This window comes from Sporosarcina sp. FSL K6-3457 (assembly GCF_038007285.1).
In the GTDB taxonomy this organism is placed as follows: Bacteria; Bacillota; Bacilli; order Bacillales_A; family Planococcaceae; genus Sporosarcina.
This window is the reverse complement of the sequence record NZ_JBBOWX010000001.1, coordinates 579,230-600,126: the sequence shown is the minus strand read 5'-3', so window position 1 is coordinate 600,126 and position 20,897 is coordinate 579,230. Positions and strand designations below refer to the sequence as shown.

18 protein-coding genes and 1 riboswitch are annotated in these 20,897 nt (G+C 40.2%); of the genes, 4 read left to right on the top strand and 14 right to left on the bottom strand.

Features of this window, described 5'->3' with window-relative positions; translation table 11 throughout:
- The first annotated feature begins 61 nt into the window (after positions 1-61).
- A complete protein-coding gene (locus tag N1I80_RS02960) occupies positions 62-1,183 on the top strand; it encodes a methionine biosynthesis PLP-dependent protein (protein WP_340736474.1) in 1,122 nt (373 codons plus the stop codon).
- Positions 1,180-2,370 (top strand): cystathionine beta-lyase, encoded by a 1,191-nt coding sequence (gene metC, locus N1I80_RS02955; RefSeq protein WP_340736473.1) that lies wholly within the window; start codon positions 1,180-1,182, stop codon positions 2,368-2,370. Before N1I80_RS02960 ends, metC begins: the two co-directional genes overlap by 4 nt.
- A 67-nt stretch (positions 2,371-2,437) precedes the next feature.
- On the opposite strand, the gene N1I80_RS02950 is transcribed toward metC, so the two are convergent.
- From N1I80_RS02950 to N1I80_RS02930, 5 genes are all read right to left on the bottom strand, one after another.
- A complete protein-coding gene (locus tag N1I80_RS02950; RefSeq protein ID WP_340736472.1) occupies positions 2,438-3,058 on the bottom strand; it encodes a nitroreductase family protein in 621 nt (206 codons plus the stop codon).
- Positions 3,059-3,079: 21 nt separating this feature from the next.
- Positions 3,080-3,907, bottom strand: coding sequence for a pirin family protein (locus tag N1I80_RS02945; protein ID WP_340736471.1), 828 nt, complete (start codon positions 3,905-3,907; stop codon positions 3,080-3,082).
- A 2-nt stretch (positions 3,908-3,909) separates the two neighbouring features.
- Entirely contained in the window at positions 3,910-4,377 is a 468-nt protein-coding gene (locus N1I80_RS02940; RefSeq protein WP_340736470.1) for a MarR family winged helix-turn-helix transcriptional regulator, read from the bottom strand.
- Between the two features lie 127 nt (positions 4,378-4,504).
- Positions 4,505-5,773, bottom strand: coding sequence for a diguanylate cyclase domain-containing protein (locus N1I80_RS02935; RefSeq protein ID WP_340736469.1), 1,269 nt, complete (start codon positions 5,771-5,773; stop codon positions 4,505-4,507).
- A gap of 148 nt (positions 5,774-5,921) precedes the next feature.
- Complete coding sequence (locus N1I80_RS02930) at positions 5,922-7,790, bottom strand: bifunctional homocysteine S-methyltransferase/methylenetetrahydrofolate reductase (RefSeq protein WP_340736468.1); 1,869 nt, start codon at positions 7,788-7,790, stop codon at positions 5,922-5,924.
- A gap of 123 nt (positions 7,791-7,913) precedes the next feature.
- Positions 7,914-8,021: riboswitch (SAM riboswitch) on the bottom strand.
- A gap of 295 nt (positions 8,022-8,316) precedes the next feature.
- On the opposite strand from N1I80_RS02930, the gene selD reads away from it, so the two are divergent.
- Positions 8,317-9,366, top strand: a complete 1,050-nt coding sequence (selD, locus tag N1I80_RS02925) for a selenide, water dikinase SelD (RefSeq protein WP_340736467.1) — start codon at positions 8,317-8,319, stop codon at positions 9,364-9,366.
- Positions 9,367-9,387: 21 nt separating this feature from the next.
- On the top strand, positions 9,388-10,431 hold the full coding sequence (mnmH, locus tag N1I80_RS02920; protein WP_340736466.1) for a tRNA 2-selenouridine(34) synthase MnmH: 1,044 nt from the start codon (positions 9,388-9,390) through the stop codon (positions 10,429-10,431).
- Positions 10,432-10,481: 50 nt separating this feature from the next.
- Here the strand turns inward: mnmH and N1I80_RS02915 are convergent, their stop codons facing one another.
- The 9 genes from N1I80_RS02915 to xylF all read right to left on the bottom strand — a co-directional run bounded on the left by N1I80_RS02915 (position 10,482) and on the right by xylF (position 20,887).
- Positions 10,482-11,051 carry an AarF/UbiB family protein gene (locus tag N1I80_RS02915; RefSeq protein WP_340736465.1) on the bottom strand — a complete coding sequence of 190 codons (570 nt, stop codon included), beginning with the start codon at positions 11,049-11,051 and terminating at the stop codon, positions 10,482-10,484.
- Positions 11,038-11,970, bottom strand: coding sequence for an NAD-dependent epimerase/dehydratase family protein (locus N1I80_RS02910; protein WP_340736464.1), 933 nt, complete (start codon positions 11,968-11,970; stop codon positions 11,038-11,040). The genes N1I80_RS02915 and N1I80_RS02910 overlap by 14 nt, the downstream gene beginning before the upstream one ends.
- A gap of 69 nt (positions 11,971-12,039) precedes the next feature.
- Positions 12,040-13,110 carry a phosphotransferase gene (locus N1I80_RS02905; RefSeq protein WP_340736463.1) on the bottom strand — a complete coding sequence of 357 codons (1,071 nt, stop codon included), beginning with the start codon at positions 13,108-13,110 and terminating at the stop codon, positions 12,040-12,042.
- Between the two features lie 29 nt (positions 13,111-13,139).
- Positions 13,140-14,318 (bottom strand): carboxylate--amine ligase, encoded by a 1,179-nt coding sequence (locus N1I80_RS02900; protein WP_340736462.1) that lies wholly within the window; start codon positions 14,316-14,318, stop codon positions 13,140-13,142.
- A complete protein-coding gene (locus N1I80_RS02895; protein WP_340736461.1) occupies positions 14,319-15,641 on the bottom strand; it encodes a glycosyltransferase family 4 protein in 1,323 nt (440 codons plus the stop codon). It lies immediately after the preceding gene.
- On the bottom strand, positions 15,638-16,294 hold the full coding sequence (locus N1I80_RS02890; RefSeq protein ID WP_340736460.1) for a PIG-L deacetylase family protein: 657 nt from the start codon (positions 16,292-16,294) through the stop codon (positions 15,638-15,640). Before N1I80_RS02890 ends, N1I80_RS02895 begins: the two co-directional genes overlap by 4 nt.
- A 242-nt stretch (positions 16,295-16,536) precedes the next feature.
- Entirely contained in the window at positions 16,537-17,289 is a 753-nt protein-coding gene (locus N1I80_RS02885) for a CsxC family protein (protein ID WP_340736459.1), read from the bottom strand.
- A gap of 297 nt (positions 17,290-17,586) precedes the next feature.
- Positions 17,587-19,716 carry a BC_2427 family protein gene (locus N1I80_RS02880; RefSeq protein WP_340736458.1) on the bottom strand — a complete coding sequence of 710 codons (2,130 nt, stop codon included), beginning with the start codon at positions 19,714-19,716 and terminating at the stop codon, positions 17,587-17,589.
- 97 nt (positions 19,717-19,813) lie between these two features.
- A complete protein-coding gene (gene xylF, locus N1I80_RS02875; RefSeq protein WP_340736457.1) occupies positions 19,814-20,887 on the bottom strand; it encodes a D-xylose ABC transporter substrate-binding protein in 1,074 nt (357 codons plus the stop codon).
- Positions 20,888-20,897 lie beyond the last annotated feature (10 nt).

Sequence of the window (20,897 nt, the reverse complement as noted above, 5' to 3'; positions counted from 1 at the left end):
GGCGAAAATACGCCAAGGCGTATTTTATATAAGACTATTTCAATTAAAAAGGATGATGAAAATGACAAACAGCAGTTTTGATACGCGACTTGTACAATTAGGAAATAACAGTGACCCAAAAACGGGTGCCGTGAATCCACCGATTTATTTATCGACAGCCTACAAGCACGATGGACTCGGTCAATCGACTGGCTATGACTACTCTCGGACAAAAAATCCAACGCGTTCCATCTTAGAAGAAGGGATTGCTAACTTGGAAGGCGGAGATGCTGGCTATGCCTGTAGTTCGGGAATGGCTGCGATTCAATTAGTACTATCTCTGTTTCGTTCAGGCGATGAATTGATTGGACCAGAAGATATTTACGGTGGAACGTACCGTTTGCTCGACTATTATGCAGATGTCTATGGAATTACGACGTCGTACACAGACTTTACAGATGTCAAAGAGACCGAGAAATTGATTACAGGGAAGACAAAAGCTCTTTTTATCGAAACACCAACTAATCCGTTGATGCAGGAAATTGATATTGCTCAATTTGCAGAACTTGCTAAGAAGCATGATTTGTTGCTCATTGTCGATAACACATTTTACACACCATATCTCCAGAGACCTATTGAGCTCGGTGCCGATATCGTCCTACATAGTGCGACGAAATACATCGGGGGCCATAATGATGTGCTTGCCGGGTTGGTTGTGGCAAAAGGTGAAGAGCTTTGTACGAAACTTGGTACTAATCATAACGCGATTGGCGCTGTGCTCTCGCCTTTCGATTCGTGGTTAATCGTCCGTGGGTTAAAGACACTTCACTTGCGCATGAAACAGCATGATGCCAATGCGAAAATTATTGTAGATTACTTACAAAATGAGCCACTTGTTCAAGACGTGCTCTATCCAGGAAAAGGCGGTATGCTGTCATTCCGACTGCAAGAAAGTGAATGGGTCGATTCGTTCCTGCAAAACCTGAAACTAATTACATTTGCAGAAAGCCTTGGTGGCGTTGAGAGTTTCATTACCTACCCTACAACACAAACCCATGCAGATATCCCACTGGAAGAACGGCTACGCCGGGGTGTCGATGAAAAGCTTTTACGTTTTTCGGTTGGGGTAGAGGATGCAGATGACTTAATTGCCGATTTGAAGCAAGTTTTTGCGACATTAAAAAGTGAGGTGCCACAGCTATGAGTTCAAGTAAAGAACGCTTAGAAACAACAATTATCCACGCATCGACGCGTGGTGATTTCGAGCAAAAAACAGGTGCGGTCAACGTTCCGATTTACTTATCATCTACTTTCCATCAAGAAAGCTTTGGTAAGTTTGGGCCTTATGATTACAGCCGTTCGGGAAATCCAACAAGGGATGCTTTAGAAAAAACAATTGCAGCATTAGAAGGCGGTGCAAGGGGGTTGGCATTTGCTTCTGGCATTGCCGCTATTTCTTCCGCTTTCATGCTGTTATCTTCTGATGATCATATTGTCATCACTGAAGATGTTTACGGCGGAACATTTCGTTTTGTTACCGAGGTGTTAACGAAATTCCGGATTGACCATACCTTTGTAGACTTGGGCGATTTAGAAGCAGTCAAACAAGCAATCCAACCGAATACGAAATTGGTTTACATCGAAACACCGTCCAATCCACGTCTTGGTATTACGGATATTGAAGCAGTGGTCAATATTGCCAAAGCGCATGATTGCTTAACATTCCTTGATAATACATTCATGTCGCCGCTTTATCAGCGTCCACTCGATCTTGGTGTCGATATTGTTCTGCATAGTGCAACCAAGTTTTTATCAGGACATAGTGATATTATTGCGGGGCTAGCTGTGACAAAGGACGAAGAGCTTGGCAATCGTTTAGCATTCATCCAAAATTCTTTCGGCGCTATTTTAGGTGCACAGGATTCCTACGCACTTATTCAAGGCATCAAAACATTAGGTGCTCGCTTCACGCAGTCAACTGCCTCTGCGGCTAAAATTGCAACCTATTTGGATGAACATGCACTAGTTGAAGAAGTGTTTTACCCTGGTTTAGCAAGTCACCCAGGACATGCTATCCATGCTAAACAGTCAACAAGTGCAGGCGCGGTGCTGTCCTTCCGTTTGCCGAATAGAGAGACAGCCCAAGCATTTGTGGAAAACGTCAAAATCCCAGTTTTCGCGGTTAGCCTAGGCGGCGTTGAATCTATTCTTTCTTATCCAGCACAAATGTCCCACGCTGCGATGCCTAAAGCTGAACGGGAAAAACGTGGTATTACGGATGGTCTACTTCGCTTCTCGGTTGGACTCGAGCATGTCGATGACTTGATAGCTGATTTTGATCAAGCCCTGCAAGTTGTAGAGAAATTAGTCACGGCAAAAACTTCATCATAAACTAATAAAAGCCCTTGTAAATGGATTGTCCATTTACAAGGGCTTTTGCAATTGTATATAGTCCATTTTAATAGTATTTCACAAATTCCCCAACAGGTTTACGATAGCCTCTTGGTCGTCTGCTTTCAACTTTTTCTTTGCCAAGAACAATCATTAATACCGGTTCCTGTTCGTCTGGTATTTCCAATAGATTTTTGAGTTCATCAGGATTAAAGCCAATCATCGGACATGTTGCCCATCCCGCATTTTTGGCTGCTAGCATAAATAACATTGATGACAAGGACGCATTACGAATAGCTTCGTCGCGTTGGAATTCCTCTCCTCTACTTTCGTACAGTGAGATAACATCTTGAACTTCTTGATCATATTGTTGCTGGTTGAGGATACCTAACATCAACAAGCCCTCATATACTTTTTCAGTATTTTTATAAGCTGCCTTATCCCCCGTCACAATAATAACCGCTGAAGCAACACCCACTTTATACTGCCCAAACGCTGCTTTTTGTACTTTCCTCTTTAAGTCATCGTCTGTGACAACTAAATAATTCGTATGCTGCAAATTAAATGCTGAAGGTGCCATTTTAACGACGTTAAAAATTTCATCCAACTCTCTTGGTGTGATTGGATTATTCGGCAAAAAGTTATTTGCTGATCGTCTTTCCGTTACTAGCTGATTAAATGCATCCATGTCATTCTCTCCTTTAATTACTTACTCGAATTTGCCTTCATGGTAATCTTTATATGCTTGAACAATCTCTTCATCTGAATTCATAACGAATGGCCCACGTGCAACAACTTTTTCGCCAATCGGCTGTCCCGCATATAACACGACGCGTAGCTGCTCTGTCGCATGAATGGTCAATTCAGTCTGTTCGGTATCTAATCCACGTTCGAGCCAGAGAACCTGCCCTGCTTTGCCTATTGTATTGTCTTTGCCAAACGCCCCTTGTCCTTCTAAGACATATATAAAACCATTATAACTTCCTGGTAGGTCTTGCATAACTGTCGCACCTGCATCAACATTTAACTCCACCATCGTCACAGGCACATGATTTTTCGTAGCGGCCGTTACACCCATCGAAGAGCCGGAAAACACACGGATAGTAGCACCCTCTTCTTCGCGAATAGGCATATCTTGCGCGCGCATATTTTGATAGCGTGGCTCCGTCATTTTTTTATCACTCGGAAGATTGACCCATAGTTGCAAGGAACGAACAGTATCACCGACAGCCGGATCTTCTGTATGAATGATTCCTCGTCCCGCAGTCATCCACTGAACATCACCTGGTAGCAGCTCCCCATCACCGGTTTTATTGTCCGAATGCTCTAGCTTGCCTTCAATGACATATGTCACCGTTTCAATGCCACGATGCGGGTGCATACCAAATGTGCCGCGTACAAAAAAGTCCTCCGCCATCAATAGAAATGGATCGGCTTCCTCCCAATTACCCGGCTCAATAACCAATCCCACTTTATGTGTCAGTGAATTTTCTTGGAAAACAACATCTCTTACACTTCTAATGCCTCTCGAAATCATACTTACTCCTCCTCGTTTTCAATCGTTCGTTGAATTTTTTTGAGTAGATTCAGTAGTTGCACCTGTTCCTCACGATTCAGTCCACAAAACTGAGATGCTTGGAACTGTTCTTGTTGAGGAACGACTTCTGCATATAAACAGCAGCCTGCCTCTGTTAATGAAATATATTTCGTTTTCCACTGTTGGTCACGCGTAATCCAACCAAGTGCTTCCATCTTTTTTAGCAGTTGTGCGATATTACCTTTTGTGACTTCCAGTTTTCCAGCCAATTGTTGCTGCGTAATCGGCTGATGCAAACCAATTTGAACAAGTACATCGAACTGGGCGGTCGATAAATCCCATTGCTTTAGATGCTGATTTGTTTGGCGCATGCTTAAATTGTAAAATCGGGATAACCGGAACCACACAAGAAGACCGAGACGCTTGTTTCTGGCCGACAAAAATGTCTTATCAAGAATTGGTTCTGTCATGCTTTCACCTCTAAATTATTAACTTCTTTTATCAGTATATAACTAAACTGATAAACCTTCAATTGAACTGCTTCATGCAAATTCACAAAATAAAGACCGATGAGTATGACTCATCGGCCTTTTTTTCTTACGCCCGGTAAAATTCAAAGTGATTGCGTTTTTCCTTAGCCTTGTACAAGGCTTGGTCAGCGTTATCCATTAATGTTGCCACATCAGCACCGTCTGCTGGATACATCGCAATACCAATACTAGACGTCGCCAACACTTCTTGTCCTGCAATTACATAGGGCTCACTAAAATGCTTCAACATTCTACTTACAATTTTCTCTACTTTTTGTGGATTCATATCTTGCAATAAAATAAGAAATTCATCGCCACCGATTCGACCGACTACATCTTCACTACGAATATTGTCTGTCATCTTACCCGCAAATTGGATAAGCAGTTCATCCCCAACAGCATGTCCTAGCGAATCATTGATGGTCTTAAATTTATCCAAATCGAGATATAACACTGCAAAGGCATCCTTTTGTTCAACAGCTTTCTCCAGCGCATCAATGAATGAGCTTCTATTGACAACCCCTGTCATCGGATCATAGGTAGCCATATACGTTAACTGATCCTCATAATATTTCCGAACCGTTATATCTCGCAATATAGCCTGAATGACCCTCTCTCCCTCATGCTGAACGGGGATTGCAATCATTTCTACCCATATTGTTGTGCCATCAAATCGAACAAGCTTTTCAATCATCGGCTCCGTTTTCACCGCTTCTAAACTTTTCAATGCATCAATGACTCGACTCCTATCTTCCTCATCCGTCGGTTCAATAAAATCCCAGATTGCCTTGCCGATGAGCTGATCTACATTTTTAGCGCCAAGAAGTTTAACCGCCTCTGGATTAGCAAAAGTTAGCGCATCATCATTTTGCACTAAAATTGCATCCGGAGAATATTCTACTAAAGTTCTGTAACAGCTCTCAGTAACGGTCAGCTGACGTTGCGTATGCTTTTCCCTCGTAATGTCTTTATACATCGCGACAGCTAACACATCATCCTTATTAATAGCACGATAGGAGGCCAACACATCTTTTATGGTGCCATCCTTATGCTTACGTTTCGTTTCAAAATAAAGCGTACTCTCGCCTTTTCTCAAAACATTGAGTTGCTTCTGATGATCTGCTGACGTAAAGTCGTCCATAAAAAATGGCGGTCTTGAAACCCCTTCAACTTCCACCAGACTCCAACCTAAGATGTCCTTTAAAGCAGGATTTGCTTGAACAATTGCACCATCATTGCGTAATATTAAAATAGCATCATTGGTATTTTCCCAAATGAGTTGATATTCATCGATTGTTGGATTTACCCCTATCCTGAAATTCGTTAGTTCGTCCATAGTACTCCCTCCATATTCAACTTATAAACTAGTATAATTCAAAACGTGTTAAGAAGCTGTGCCAAGTGATTGTAAAAAGAGAGCACTGAATCGCATAGATTCAACACTCTCTTTTCTACAGAAGATATGGCGATACCTTCCAATTTATTCAGTAGACAACACTACCTGCTTGTTCTACTTTTTTCGTCACACCCGCGCCCACTTTTTCATTGATATATTTCGTCAAATCGACCGTCATATCATAACGCATAAACGGCGTGATTAAATAGATTCCATGGAAATGCTCTAACGCCACATCTATCAATTCCTTCGCAAGGGCTATGCCTTCTCGCGTCGATTGCTCACGATCTCCCGCAAACAGTCCCATTCTTGCCCGGACTTCATCTGTCAGTTTAATGCCCGGCACTTCATTGTGAAGAAACTCTGCATTTTGTGACGAAGTTAGCGGCATAATTCCAATATAAATAGGTGACTGAATATGTTTTGTTGCCTCATACAACTCAATAATTTTCTCTGGACTATAAACCGGTTGGGTAATGAAATAATCTGCACCCGCTTCGATTTTCCTCTCCATTCTTTGCACAGCACGGTCGATATGACGCACATTCGGGTTAAACGCCGCTGCCACTGTAAAGGATGTTTTCTGTTGCAATGACTTACCAGACCATGATATTCCCTCATTAAACTGCTTAATCATTGAAATTAATTCAAATGAAGTCATATCAAAAACGGATGTTGCGCCTGGGAAATCACCGATTTTCGTTGGATCTCCTGTAATCGCCAGTAATTCTGTAATGCCCATTGTATGCAAGCCCATAAGATGCGACTGCAAGCCAATGAGGTTTCGATCACGACACGTGATATGAACAAGTGGTGTTGCGCCAATTCTTTGTTTCACCAATGACCCCATCGAGGCATTACAAATTCTTGGTGATGCCAGGGAATTATCCGCTAATGTAATGGCGTCCACACCTACATCATGAAGCGCCTGTGCCCCTTCAAAAAATGTAGCCGTATTTAAATGCTTCGGCGCATCCAACTCTACAATTATCGAATGTCTCTTTTGCACCGTTTCAAGCAAAGTTGGTTTGTCGAGTGCCTTCGAATCCGTCACATTCACTTTCGCATCATGCGCTTTCACTTGTTTGTCTTGCACATGCGCACGATTCGTTAAGCCCTCTACCAATGCGCGAATATGCGCCGGAGTCGTACCACAGCATCCCCCTAGTAAACCGACACCTTCCTCACGGAAATTAAGCGCCAGTTTGCCGAAATAATCGGGTTCATTTTCATACGTCAATTTGCCATCTGTATAGCTCGGGAAACTCGCATTCGGATACGCAGCCAATAAGGCTTTCTTTGGCAATGGAACTTCCTCTAATGCTTTCAGTATATGATAAGGCCCTGATCCACAATTGACTCCAACAACGTCAGCACCTAATGCTTCCAGCTGTTGCAGGGCATCCGCGAGTGCCAAACCATTTTGTAGCACGCCTGCTTCATGCATCGAGACATTTGTAATAATCGGGATATCTGTTGCTTGACGTGCAATATTGAGCACGGTTGTTAATTCATCAAAATCGTAATAAGTTTCTAATAGAATGCCGTCCACACCTTCAGTAAGTAGGCATTGTAGCTGTTGCTTAAAGCTCTGCTCAATTTCTTCCTTTGTACCTATCAGCGTTTTCGAACCATGAATACCGCCAATTGTTCCGAGAATAAACGTATTTTTACCGGCAGCTTTTTTCGCAATATCAACAGCCGTCTTATTGATTTTTTCAACACTATTTTCTAGTCCATAACGTGCTAATTTTATATAGTTGGCGCCATATGTATTGGTTTGAATCACATCCGCCCCTGCCTCGATGTAAGCTTGATGAACGTGGAGCACTCGTTCAGGATGTGTCAGGTTTAATTCCTCAAAACAACGATCTACCCCGTTTGTGTACAGCAATGTTCCCATCGCGCCATCACCTATTAAAATGCGTTCTTTCATCGTCTCAAGTAAATTTGCCAATTGTCTATCCCCTCTCTATGTCCACTGAATCTTTCGTCGTCCATGCACCATATGATTGAAACAAAAAAGAGCCTCTCCTTTGTGTTGATAAAGGAAATAGACTCTGCATTTGACTAAGTCTTTTCCTCATCTATCAAGCCAATTTCTCGACTTGCTGGAATTAGCACCGTACCAACTATGGCGGTTGCTGAGGTGTCAACGGGCCAGTCCCTATACCTCTCTAGATAAGAAAAACTATTAAATTGTTTGTTGAATTATTTTTATCAATTAGCATAATTGATGATGTATTTCTATTATTGACAACCTTACGCTATTTAGCGAAAATTTGCAATACCTTTTTAGGAAGTAATGAATAATAATGAATTCCATTAAACCACGCTGCGGCGCCGGGGGATGGCTTCGGCGCCCCCCGTTAAGGCGCCTTCGCTGGAGATTACGTGGAAATCATAAGTTCAACATATAATAAGCATTTCCCATCAGTGTGTTAATATTAATAACAGATTTATAATCGAAAGGTGGATGCACGATGGATAACACGATTCCAGTAAAATTGACATCACTCACAACAAAAGGCGGCTGTGGGTGCAAAATTGGACCTGCTGATTTAGCGCAAGTATTACGTGGGCTTCCGCCTGCTACACCTGATCCAAATTTACTCGTTGGTCTTGATACGAGTGATGACGCAGGTGTTTATAAACTGACGGACGACATCGCGATGGTGCAAACGCTCGACTTTTTCACACCGATTGTCGATGATCCTTATGATTTCGGGCAAATCGCTGCTACCAATGCCATCAGCGATGTCTATGCGATGGGTGGCAAGCCGATTACAGCACTTAATATCGTGGCTTTCCCGATTGCCACTTTAGATAAAAAAATTCTTTCAGATATTTTACGTGGTGCAGGTGATAAATTAAAAGAAGCCGGTGTCACACTAGTTGGCGGACATTCCATTGACGACCAGGAGCCTAAATTCGGACTAGCTGTCACAGGCGTTGTTCATCCTGATAAAGTACGGACTAATGCAGGCGCTAAACCAGGCGACAAATTGATATTAACAAAACCAATTGGTGTTGGTATTTACACAACTTCATTGAAAAATAGTTTATTGTCTGAAGATGAAGTGGTTGAAGTAACAAAAGTAATGACGACACTCAATAAAGTAGCCGCTGAAACAATGGCTAACTATGAGGTCCATGCCGCTACAGATGTGACAGGCTTCGGATTACTTGGGCATACGTCAGAAATGGCCAAAGCAAGTGACGTTGGCATTCATATCCATGCTGATCAAGTACCTATTTTAGCGCGTACAAAAGAACTTGCCGCAGCTGGTAAAGTACCTGGAGGCACAAAAAATAACTTTGCCCATGTCGCAGATGTCGTGACGTATGCGGATAGACTAGACCAAATTGACCGTTGGATTTTATGTGATGCTGTCACTTCTGGTGGTTTGCTCATTGCATTAGCTGAGCAAGAGGCGACACTGTTGCTGAACGACCTTCAACAACAAGGCGTTGATGCACGAATTATCGGAGAAGTAACAGAAGACAACAAAGGGCGCATCATTGTTTCATAATCTAGCTAGAAGGTGAAAAAAGTGTTTAGAGATTTGACGATAGACGAACTACTGGCCGTACAAGCAAAGGGACCGCATACATTCATTGATGTGCGCTCCCCGAAAGAATTTAACGAAGCAACAATTCCCGGCAGCATCAATATTCCTGTGTTTAATGACGAGGAACGAGCTGAAATCGGAACCCTTTACAAACAGGTTGGACAAGAGGTTGCCAAGGATAGAGGACTTGAAATCTTTTCGCAGAAGTTGCCTGATTTCATTCGTGCCTTCAAACAAATTGACACACCGATGACTGTATTTTGTTGGCGTGGCGGTATGCGCAGTAAAACGGCTGCCACTGTCCTCGATTTAATGGGCATCCACACGACTCGTTTGGCAGGCGGGGTCCGTACTTTTCGACAATGGGTTGTGCATGAATTGGAGCAAGAAGATTTCTCTCCTACCTTTATTGTGTTAAATGGCTATACCGGGTCAGGTAAAACGGCTCTATTGAAAATGCTAGCTGACAAAGGATTTCCCGTCCTCGATTTTGAAAATCTAGCTGGACACCGCGGCTCTATCTTCGGTCAAATTGGACTGGAGCCCAGCAACCAAAAGAAATTCGACTCCCTACTCGTCCGTGAATTAGCGCGACTTAAACAAGAGCCTTATGTTTTCATCGAAGGAGAAAGTAGACGGATTGGTAAAGTAAGCATGCCTTCCTTCCTGTTCAATAAAAAAGAAACAGGCGTGCAGCTCAGCGTACATTTACCGGTTGAAGAACGCGTTAAAAATATTCTTGCTGACTATGAACCGGATAAATATCCAGAACTTTTCCAAGAAGCCTTTCAAATTATAAAAAAACGGCTACATACACCGATTGCCAAACAGATTGAAGATGACCTAGCCATCGGAGATTTTGCATCGGTTATAAAGCTCTTACTCGAAAACTACTATGATTCGCGCTATGAACATTCTGGCAACCAACATACCGAAATCGAATATGTTCACATCACTGCAAATAACCTGGATGATGCTTTTCAACAACTGCTTGGAGTTGTTGAGAGGCTGGAGTTAAACAAGTAAATAGCCGTGGATAGACCGCTGTTAGCTTAGCAAGGTCTATCCACAACTTTTCACTTCATACTACCTTTCCACTCCTTATAAAGAGCCGGGTTAAGATTGTTCACATGCTTCAAAAACTCTTCTAAATAACCTTTCTTTTTTAACCCTTTTAACAATTTAGTCGGAGTAGATCTGACCGAGCCAAATGCTCTCTTTAAATCAATCACCCTTATGTCCATATCCTCATTAAATAAAATATGACGAACCTCTGTATCGCATCTATCGAATCCGACTTTGTTCAATTCGGCCAGCATTGCTAGAATTTTTACCACGATAGATTCTGGCAGTTGCTTTTCTTTTTTTAAATACTGAGGAAGAGAAATTCCTTCTACATACTCCATAACGATATAGTTTGGTCCATCCTCATACAGTCTAGGAATCACTGGGGATGGTTGTCCCACTTGCAGTGCATTCAGTTCCAATGCTTTTGTTTGTTCATTTTCAAAAACTTTAACACAGCGATCATCTGTTAATTGAAAGACCGATCCATCTGATCCCCTCCCGATTAGCTTGTAGCTTATTAAATTTTTACTTTTGATAGACCCCTTATTCCCGGCTATTATCTTCTTAAATGCTTCCATTACGGAACACCCCTTTATAATAATTTAAAGTATCACTTAGTCCGACAGACAATTCATAGGATGGCTGCCAACCTAATACTGTTGCCGCTTTTGTGTTATCCAATCGGCTATGTTGAATATCCCCTTCACGTGCTGGCCTAATAATAGGCGTCATATGAACTGCCATAAGTGACGTCATCATTGTTAAAAGCTCGTTTACACTTGTCTTTGTATTACATCCAATATTGAAAATCCCATTTGTCCCTTTAGTTAAGGCGAGTACATTAGCCAGTGCAACATCTTTTACGTAAACAAAATCTCTCGTCTGTTCACCATTCCCATATATAAATGGGGCTTCTCCATTCAAAATCTTCCTGAAAAAAGTTGAAATAACGCCTCCCTCACCTAAAGAGGTCTGTCTCGGACCATAAACGTTGGCATATCTTAAGATCGTAAAAGGGACTTGATTAAGCCTTTGAAAAAGTTGGATATATCTTTCAGAAGTATATTTGGAAAGGCCATAAAAGGATAGTGGCTTCATAGCAAATGATTCCTTTATGCTACAATCAGCTGTTTCTCCATATACGGCACAAGTGGAAGAAAAAATTATTTTTTGTACATGGTGTTTTTGACAGTAGTTGAGTAGACGAATCGTTCCTAAAATATTTTGTTCAGCATCATGCGAGGGGTATAGTATAGAGGTAGCAACATCCACCTGTGCCGCTAAGTGGATCACTACATCTGGTTTTTCACGCGCAAAAACTTCTTCTAATTTCTGCGAGTTGATATCCATTTCAATCATTTGGACTTGAGAAGGAACAGCATCTTTTTTACCTGAAGATAAATTATCTACGACGACTGTCTCATGTCCGTTTTTGATTAATAACTCAACTACATGAGAACCGATAAACCCTGCCCCTCCAGTAACTAGTATTTTCATATTTACTTCCCAACCTTTTAAATTCTTATTTCAATTCCCTACTCTAGATTTCTCCTATACATAGACGGATTAATATAATCCAAGCTCTTTTCCCCAAACCATGGTTTTCTCCAAATATCTTTCCAGTAGCTGACTTTTCTCACCTCTTACAACTCTGCGTAAGTGATTCAGCAACCTTTTCTCTAAGGTTCTCTGTAAATAAGTCATTTTCAAAAGCTGTAGCGGATCTGTTTGAAACGTAATTCCATACTTTTTCATTTCCTCACTGTATAAATGGGCACAATGACTACGAATCTCTTCAGCATCCTTCTGCCAATCCTTCCGAAAATCAAGTAATATTTCCACAAGAACGACTAAATCGAACCATACCGGCGCATATTTAGCAGACTCCCAATCTACAAATTGAATTTTCCAGTCTTGATTTGTAGTTGCATTTTGACAGCTAATATTATGAACATGAAGATCGCCATGTATGAGGCTCTGCCCGCTTGCCATTATTTCAGGAAAAAAAACGGGGCCTTTTTGTAAAATTTGTTGGATTGCTGTATAGCTAGGCTCCACTACTCCTCTTAAACCAGGATCTTTCATCGCCAAATCGAGGTATTTCTTTGTTTTTTCAATATGTTTACTTCTTTCTAAAGCCATCGACTGTGAATCATAGTGAGGAAGCCAAGAGTCGGAAATGTTACTATGCTGCTCCAATTGACTTTCAAATGTTGTAGCATGAAATTTTGCCACGGTTGGAATGATCGCATCAAAGTGTTTTGGGGTTAGTTTAATTTGTCCACGTAACGGTCTGACGAACTCCATAAACATCCAAACTTCCTCGCCATTTACATTGCGCTCCATCCAATAGATTTGTGGCATAAATTCCTGCAGAGTTAGACTCGCTTTTTGATACATCTTCATTTCAACCATATGATTTTCTTTCAGTGGCGGTTTATAAATTTTTAAGACGACTGGAAGGACTTCTATGCCATCCGTAATCATCAATTGCCATATCGTCGTTTTTTCACGTGAATTTTTGAGACACACGATTTGCTTCTCGACTAGTTTACTATTTTGACCAAGAACATCTCGAAATTTTTCATGCCAACCGAAATGCCTCCATTGCCGTATAATCTCGTCTGTACTGCTCAATGAATCATTCACTCCTTTCAAATGAATTTCTAACGCTTCACCTTTACATTTCTCAGATGGGAAACAAAACTTCGTATAAATGGCATCGGATCATCCCAAGCAAATAGTGCTTCTACTTTTCTTCCCGATAAACCCTTGAGCCATTCCGTAAATGTCATCTGTTTATCTCTTCTGTTTTGACGAAACGAAATGAAATCACGTACAAGATAAACCCATTTAACTCCTTCTCGTTGACTCGTTACAGGTATTGGCTCTTGACCAGTTAGCGACAAATAATACAAGTAGGCTACATCCACACCACAGGCTATCGATAGCTGTTGTGTGAGACCTATTCTCGCATTAATTTCTATAAATTTTAATGCTCCATCTCTTTGGTCCCTTTTAAATTCTGTAATGGCTAATCCTTTAAATTGCAGCTTGTTGAGGAAGGACAAGGCTTCTCGAATTACCTCTTCATCCCTAACACTTAGAACCATCGCAGAGGAGCCGAAGTCAGGAGGGAATTGATGGATTTTTTGATTCATATATAGCCCTACCAAATTCATCTGTTCATCAAAAAACGTTTTGACCGAATAGATACAAGCCTCATCCCCCGGAATGATTTCTTGTAGCATCAGTTCCCCAAACGGCCTATATAAGGAGTACTGTTCTCGCAATTGGGATGCATCCTCTACTAAAATCGCTTTCTTAAACAACCGGTGACTCACTCGTTTACGAAAATCAGAAGAATAGACAGGCTTTAATATACATGGAAAGGTTACTTCCCCACTCATTTGTTCAAGCTGTTGGTCATCGTCTATTGCCAAGACTTTTGGGCATGGAATATTATGTTTAACAGCCAGTTCATAGGTTAATCTTTTATCCAACACAGCTTCGACGAGGGATGGATCCGGTAGTAAGAACCGATAATATCGTTGTAATAAGATTCTATGCTTGGATATAAAATGGACAAAGTCATCAGATCCCGCGTAAAGTACTGGTTTCCTACTAAATTCTTTTCCCAACTTAATAAGAAACTTCACCATTTTTTGTTCTTCCGAAACAGGATTGGGACAGATTCCACAAGTCGCATGACGTGTTTTGCCAATTTCATATTTCCCTTTTATATCGTATGCGTTAACGCTGATGCCTTGCTTGTGCAAACTTCGAACAATACCGATCCCTGTCGCACTTAAATCCAGCACAACAGCCGAAATAGGTTGTTGCATCTATTTCACCTCCTCTTTATAAAAAGATTGATAAATTTCTTCTACTCGCTTTACCATATTCGTACTCGTTAAATTCTCTTCCGCGAATTCCCTTGCGTTTTTGGCTAAAGTTTTCCGTAATGCTGGGTCACTTAGTAAAAGTGATAGTTTCTCAGCTAATTGCTGTGAGTTCCCTGATTCAGCAATTAAACCTGAATGATGATCCTCAATAATTTCCCGTATACCACCTTGGTTCGTTGTAATAATTGCCTGATTAGCGAACATTGCCTCGATAATCGCAATCGGTAACGTATCGCTCGTCGTTGGTAGGACAAAAATATCAGACTGGCACAATAATTCAACGATGTCTTTTCTTTTTCCTAGAAAGGATACATTGTTCAATCTCAAAGCTTTAACCTGGTTCTCCAACTCATTTCTCATCTCTCCATCACCAACTATCCACACATCCACGTTGTCCAAGTCTTTTTTCAGTAAATCAAGCGCTTCAAACAAATATTTATGGCCTTTACGAGGGCGAAGACGTGAAATACAAGTAATAATTGTTTTTTGGGTCTTCTGAACAGTCACCGATTTAAAATCAATACCCGTATAAATCGTTGTTATTTTACGATCATTAGCTCCTAATTTTTTCAACATCGGACGAAAGGCTTCACACAGTGTAATAATGTGATCCGAACTTTCAATTGCTTGTTTGTCCATTGACAAATAATAGGCCTCTTCTATAGATCCTGATTCAATAAGATTAAAGGTAAGTCGGCGTTGAGTCATAAATCCATGCGGCGTAAAGAGTAATGGCTTTTGATACAGTTCGTTCAATCTTCCTAATATATTGGCTGTAAATCGATCCTGCGCATGAAAAATATCATATTTCTCTAAATCCATGTTACTTAACATGAGTTCAAAACAAGCAAGTCGACGATGTTCCTTTACAATCTCATTACTATAACTACCATAGCGCTTCTTATAAAATTGTTTAGTTTCATTCACTATTTTTTTAGTCATCTTTATCTTTAGATCCTTCGACATTTGGTTGGGCGCAATAATTTCAACTTTATGTCCCAATTTCTCTAATCCCGTTTTAAGCGTTGCCATATAACTTTGCAATCCTCCAACAGCTGGATAATCCCAAAATGTAGTGATTAAAATCCGTAATTTCTTGCGTTTAGCCTGATCCGGGGTGGATTTCCTTATCTTCTTTTTTTTCGTTATTGGCTGCTTTCCTTCATGCGTGGGAGACACATCATAGTATTGATCGGTTGCCGAGACATGATAGGGATATGGGATGGCTAGCTCTTGTGGGTCAGTCATTTTCTTATCTGTCATTTCCATACCCTCCTGATGATCTCGAAGGATTCGGCAAATTCAACTCCTACGGTCATACCGCGTACTCGGGCTAAATATCGCACTCCTTCATAAGAACGCGGATGAGGAAAAGGCCTCATCTCAACATCATAGAACCGAAGAGATTCTATTTTCGCGTCAATCGTGTCTGTAATATCGACATAGTAATTAGGTTTAAAGATTTTGTCATCTGACTGTTGACTCCATTCACTAGATGAAACTGTTTCAAAGCAAAGAAGTTCAATAGGATTTTTTTGGGGGAGCGGGCGTGTTGCCGTTAACACAGCTTGAAACAAAATTTGATGATCCAAGTTAATGTCGCCATAGTGGTGCGTAAAAATGATAGAAGGTTCGTACTTTACAAGCAAGGCTTCAATCTCTTTGTTGAGTACATGCAATGGAATCGTTTCTAATAGTAGATTCGGATATTCCAAAAAAACAACCTCTTCTATCCCTAAATGTTTATTTGCCCTCTCTATATTTCTAGTCATATCGTGTTCCTCTTCTTTTCGTCCCTTGGCAACGATAACCGTAATAACTTTATAGCCATGATTGATTAATTTCTTTAATGTTCCGCCACTTCCAAGGAGTTCGTCGTCAGGATGAGCAGCAATTATTAATACACTTTTATCCAAGTTTTCACCTCCTCACGTCACAATTCTTTTCTTAACTCTTATTATGTATATGAGGCTTAATTCTAGTATCGACAGACATAAGCGGAGTCCAGTAAAAATGATGGGAGTCAATGTTGCTCTTTAACGAACTGAAATTAGAAACCATGAAAAAATGAAGCCCCTGCATATACCTAATGAATGCAGGGGCTTTATCTATTTAATTACTTCTGTGTCTACTTTGGTAAAATACCATAGTTATCGGGTTAAGAACCAAGAGTACCTTCATCAAATTTAGGAAGAATTCTTGTAGCATGGACTTTATATTGTTGAACTTGTAATACTTTTAGATAAAGATCCATCACAATTTTCTCTCTTAATGTGCTAAACGCTGCTTCTGGTTCAACCATTACTGGTGAAAAATCAAGTTCAAAGAAATTGGCACCAAGTAGCTCACCATATGGCTGCTCATTATATTTCACAAGATTTTGGAAGAAATACTTATCCAAACGAGGAATCATTTCGTTTGTATCATTTAGGAATTGAGCTTTGCTGCTATCTGAAATCCCTATAACAGGGTAAACAAGAAAGTCATCCTTCGTAAGTTCCGCAAATCCAGAAAACGGTACATCAGCAATTCGATCCAGAAGTGTTCCATTGCAATCACTGGAAGAATATTCAATGTTTTTACGAATGAATCCTGATACGTACAATTTAGCTCTTCTAACTTCAAAAAAGTCGGTGTGGCCAATTTGCTTAAATCTGACGGGTACAAGCTTGACCTGCTCTAGAAATACATTCTTTGTTACTCGCTTTATCTCCGTCGCAGCTGGAGTAAGTGAAATATCTGATTCTACAACAATTTGAATTTTTCGCTCTGCTAAAACAACAGGTACTTTAAAGGTGGGTTTACGGTCATCTTTTTGTAGCTCAATCGCTTCGTCGTGTAAAGACATTTGTTGTGTCGATGTCACCTCACAGGCTTGTTGAATAACGATTGGATCACACTTATCGCTCATAAAAAAACATCTCCTCGAATTATTTTGTAAGCTTACACTACTACATTATGTCTGCTTAGCCTTTTCACACGGGCAAAACAGCAATAATAAATCGGAGTTGTCCCTTTTATTTTTTTGAAGATAAATTCAATAAGTTTTGTTGGTAGTATGGTTATAGAGCATCAAAAATTTATCCCGTTCTTTCAGTTTATCTTTGAATTTAAAGAAAATGACCCTGGAATAATACCGGAGTCATCTTATCACAAGTTAACATATGCTTTTTTATTAAGAGCTCATATCCAAAAGTGCAGTCCACTACTAATCATTTTTATAGTTCTGTAAATCATTATAATGAACTCGTATTCCTTGTTCTTGTAGTAATTGGACCATTAGCTCCAATGTAATTTTTTCATGTAAATGAATAACTTCTTTTCCCTCGACCGAACTTTCATTCATGTCAAAAATTGCGCTATACTCGATATTTTGTACAATTAAGCCTTCTATCGATAACACTCCACTTGATGCCGTACACGTGCCATCTCCCAACGGTTTAGATAATTGAGTCGGTGTGAAATAACAATTTGTCAGGACAACTTTTTTAGAGACTTCTTTAATCCTTATAACCTCTTCTTCAAACAAAACCTCTTTTTCTATACATATTTCAATGTCGTATTCTCCTACTACAACTGGAACTCTAATCTTTATAAGATCATGTGTATAATTTTCATGACTCGATTCACCTGTTTTCCGTGAAGAATGGGTAGGAATCATAATTGATTTGGAGCTATTCGTTTTATCTTTTTTTGTTCCATTCGTATGAAGAGTCTTCGTTAAATATATGATTTCATGGATTGCAGAACTTACTAGATGGCAAGAAGGCTGCTCCGGATAATAGGTAGATGTGCTAATAAACTTTGTATCTAATTGAAAGCTTTGTTTATTGGATGAGTCCAGAAACTCAAATGTATTTTGACTAATCTCACCAAATAGAGGCGCGTGGAGAAAATCGTCAATTTCTACAAAAGTAGAAAACGGACTTTTTATAGTTTTACAATACATTTTACCGCACTGAGGAAGCTCTACTAGCTCTTCTGAAGATTCAAACTTACCAGTATCATCTCTATCCAATTTTTCATTATCAATATAGCTAGATTCTGAAGGAAGGACAGGCTCAAATTCGGTTTCGGTTTTAGTTTCGGTTTGTGAATCGACAACGTGATCTATCTCGTTAGCCATATCAATCAGCTGCATATTATGAGCTATTGATAATTCAAAGTCATTAGCACTGCGAGTTGTTTGAATTTTCCCTAATGTATTTATCAATCGCTGTATACCCCATTGTTTGGATTCGCTATTTTCTTCGTCTAATTCGATAACCCCAGGATTGTCGGCTTCTTCAAGAGGGCTACTGGATTTGTCTAATTCAATATCGTTAAATGCGATATCTGTTATAGAAATATGCGCAGATTCACTTTCGATTTGTAAATCATTAGCACGGTCTATCTCGGTGGCCACATCAATAACTGGAACATTAATATCCATTGATGATTCAAAGGAATCTGCAGCGCGGAATGATTGAAGTTTTTCCAATGTATTTACCAATCGGGATATACTCATTTGTTTGGACTCGCTATTTTGGATGTCTAGCCCATCCCCCCCTGGATTATCTGTTTCTCCTAGAAGGCTATTCGATTCTTCTAATTCGATATTGTTAAGAGCGGTATCGGCTATAGAGATATGCACGAGCTCACTTTTAGTTTGTGAATCGATAACATGATTTATCTTAACACGATCATCGGTGTGGATTGTTTGAAGTTTTTTCAGTCCTTTTATCAGTTTCGATATACCATTTTCCTTCAATTCACTCATTTTTTTGCTCGGTTCAAAAATTGGGACGCTAGACAACTTTCCAAGTGCGCCAAATGTTTTTACTGGTTCAATATAGCTAGGAGCAAAATCAAATTCTGAAATATATTCAAAATTAAATCTAGATTTGCCTTGGGAATTATTGTCCGTTTCACGAATAACATCAGTTTGATAGGCCTGTTTTACATTTACTAAATCAGCCATTTTATTAAAATAATAATCCTCTGTAAAGTGGTCGATCGGTAAAAATCGAATATCGACGATGTTGTTTGTTTGAATTTCTTCTATTTTCTTTACTACTTGGCAAACATCCATTTCTTTAAAATCATTATTTTTTATAGGAGGGTTTAGGACTCGATTTTCATCTGAATTGTCAATTGGATTATTTAATTCATCTGTATTCGCACCGCTAAAAAGAGTATCTAATTCGTGGTGATTACTATCTGCTTCAGCACTCACCTCATTCTTGCTATCATCAGACGATAATTTAGAATGTTCTCGAGTAACTGTGAAAAAAAATACAGTTTGTCTTGTTATAGCTATCCGCTTCATTTCCTCGTGATTAATCCATGGAGTTCTCATTACATTTCACTCCTAATTAAACTAATGTCACTATTAATTTATGCTTTATTTCTGTTTTTTGTCATTAAAATAATACACGCCTTTTAAAAGCTAATTCTTATTCCTTCGTTACCACTTGATACACATCCTGAGAAGAATGAAATCCATCTGCAATGACCGTACTATCGACGTTGTGTTTATTTACAGCAATTGGTGTTAGCAACACTGAAGGAACTTCTATTTTCCCGTTATTTACTTTTCGTTCTGTAAATACCTCCTCGCCCCTTGCCATCGCCACTGCTAATTTTGCTATCTCCTGCGAAAGCGTTCGAATCGGCTTATAGACCGTCATCGTCTGTGTTCCTGTAACAATTCGCTGCACCCCTGCCAAATCCGCGTCCTGTCCAGTAACCGGTACTTGACCCGCTAACCCCGCTGCCGCAAGTGCTTGAACAACACCGCCTGCCGTCGCATCATTCGCAACAATCACCGCATCAATTTGCTTATTAGTTGTTCGAAGAGCTTCTTCCATATTTGCCTTTGCATTCACCGGAGTCCAATCCTTCGTCCACTGATCATAAACAATCGTAATATCACCTCGTTCAATATATGGACGCAGTACATTAAAAACACCTTTTTTCAATAAATGAGCATTATTATCCGTAATCGCACCACCAATAAAGACATAATTGCCCTTCGGTACAAGCTTAGTAATCGCTTCAGCCTGCAACTCGCCCACCCGTTCATTATCAAAAGACACATACAAATCGAGGTCCGCATTTTTAACGAGTCTATCATAGGCAATGACTTTTATACCTGCACGGTGTGCCTTATGGACAATCGCAGCTGTGGCCTCCGAATTATGTGGGACAATGACTAAAAGATCAATTCCACTTTGAATCAGCGTCTCCGCCTGCGATATCTGAAGCGCATCATTCCCATATGCAGCAACAACCTCAACCTCCGCTCCCAGCGCTTCGACCGATTCCTGAAACATTTCTCGGTCTCTTAGCCACCGCTCTTCAAGAAATGTATCCATCGCAAATCCAATACGAATTGGGCCATCCTTCTCACTAAGGGGCGTTGTTTCTTCTACTTCAACAATTTTCAATGTTTGTTTTGGTGTAATTGCACAAGCAACTACTAGCAAGATCATTCCCAATAACCATAAGCCTATAGCCTTACGCTTCATCGACTTCCCC

What these genes read in the sequence shown, in the direction of transcription:
- N1I80_RS02960 (WP_340736474.1), top strand. Translation starts at nt 62, where the DNA reads ATGACAAACAGCAGTTTTGATACGCGACTTGTACAATTAGGAAATAAC.
- metC (WP_340736473.1), top strand. Translation starts at nt 1,180, where the DNA reads ATGAGTTCAAGTAAAGAACGCTTAGAAACAACAATTATCCACGCATCG.
- N1I80_RS02950 (WP_340736472.1), bottom strand. Translation starts at nt 3,058, where the DNA reads ATGGATGCATTTAATCAGCTAGTAACGGAAAGACGATCAGCAAATAAC.
- N1I80_RS02945 (WP_340736471.1), bottom strand. Translation starts at nt 3,907, where the DNA reads ATGATTTCGAGAGGCATTAGAAGTGTAAGAGATGTTGTTTTCCAAGAA.
- N1I80_RS02940 (WP_340736470.1), bottom strand. Translation starts at nt 4,377, where the DNA reads ATGACAGAACCAATTCTTGATAAGACATTTTTGTCGGCCAGAAACAAG.
- N1I80_RS02935 (WP_340736469.1), bottom strand. Translation starts at nt 5,773, where the DNA reads ATGGACGAACTAACGAATTTCAGGATAGGGGTAAATCCAACAATCGAT.
- selD (WP_340736467.1), top strand. Translation starts at nt 8,317, where the DNA reads ATGGATAACACGATTCCAGTAAAATTGACATCACTCACAACAAAAGGC.
- N1I80_RS02915 (WP_340736465.1), bottom strand. Translation starts at nt 11,051, where the DNA reads ATGGAAGCATTTAAGAAGATAATAGCCGGGAATAAGGGGTCTATCAAA.
- N1I80_RS02910 (WP_340736464.1), bottom strand. Translation starts at nt 11,970, where the DNA reads ATGAAAATACTAGTTACTGGAGGGGCAGGGTTTATCGGTTCTCATGTA.
- N1I80_RS02900 (WP_340736462.1), bottom strand. Translation starts at nt 14,318, where the DNA reads ATGCAACAACCTATTTCGGCTGTTGTGCTGGATTTAAGTGCGACAGGG.
- N1I80_RS02895 (WP_340736461.1), bottom strand. Translation starts at nt 15,641, where the DNA reads ATGACAGATAAGAAAATGACTGACCCACAAGAGCTAGCCATCCCATAT.
- N1I80_RS02885 (WP_340736459.1), bottom strand. Translation starts at nt 17,289, where the DNA reads ATGAGCGATAAGTGTGATCCAATCGTTATTCAACAAGCCTGTGAGGTG.
- N1I80_RS02880 (WP_340736458.1), bottom strand. Translation starts at nt 19,716, where the DNA reads ATGAGAACTCCATGGATTAATCACGAGGAAATGAAGCGGATAGCTATA.
- xylF (WP_340736457.1), bottom strand. Translation starts at nt 20,887, where the DNA reads ATGAAGCGTAAGGCTATAGGCTTATGGTTATTGGGAATGATCTTGCTA.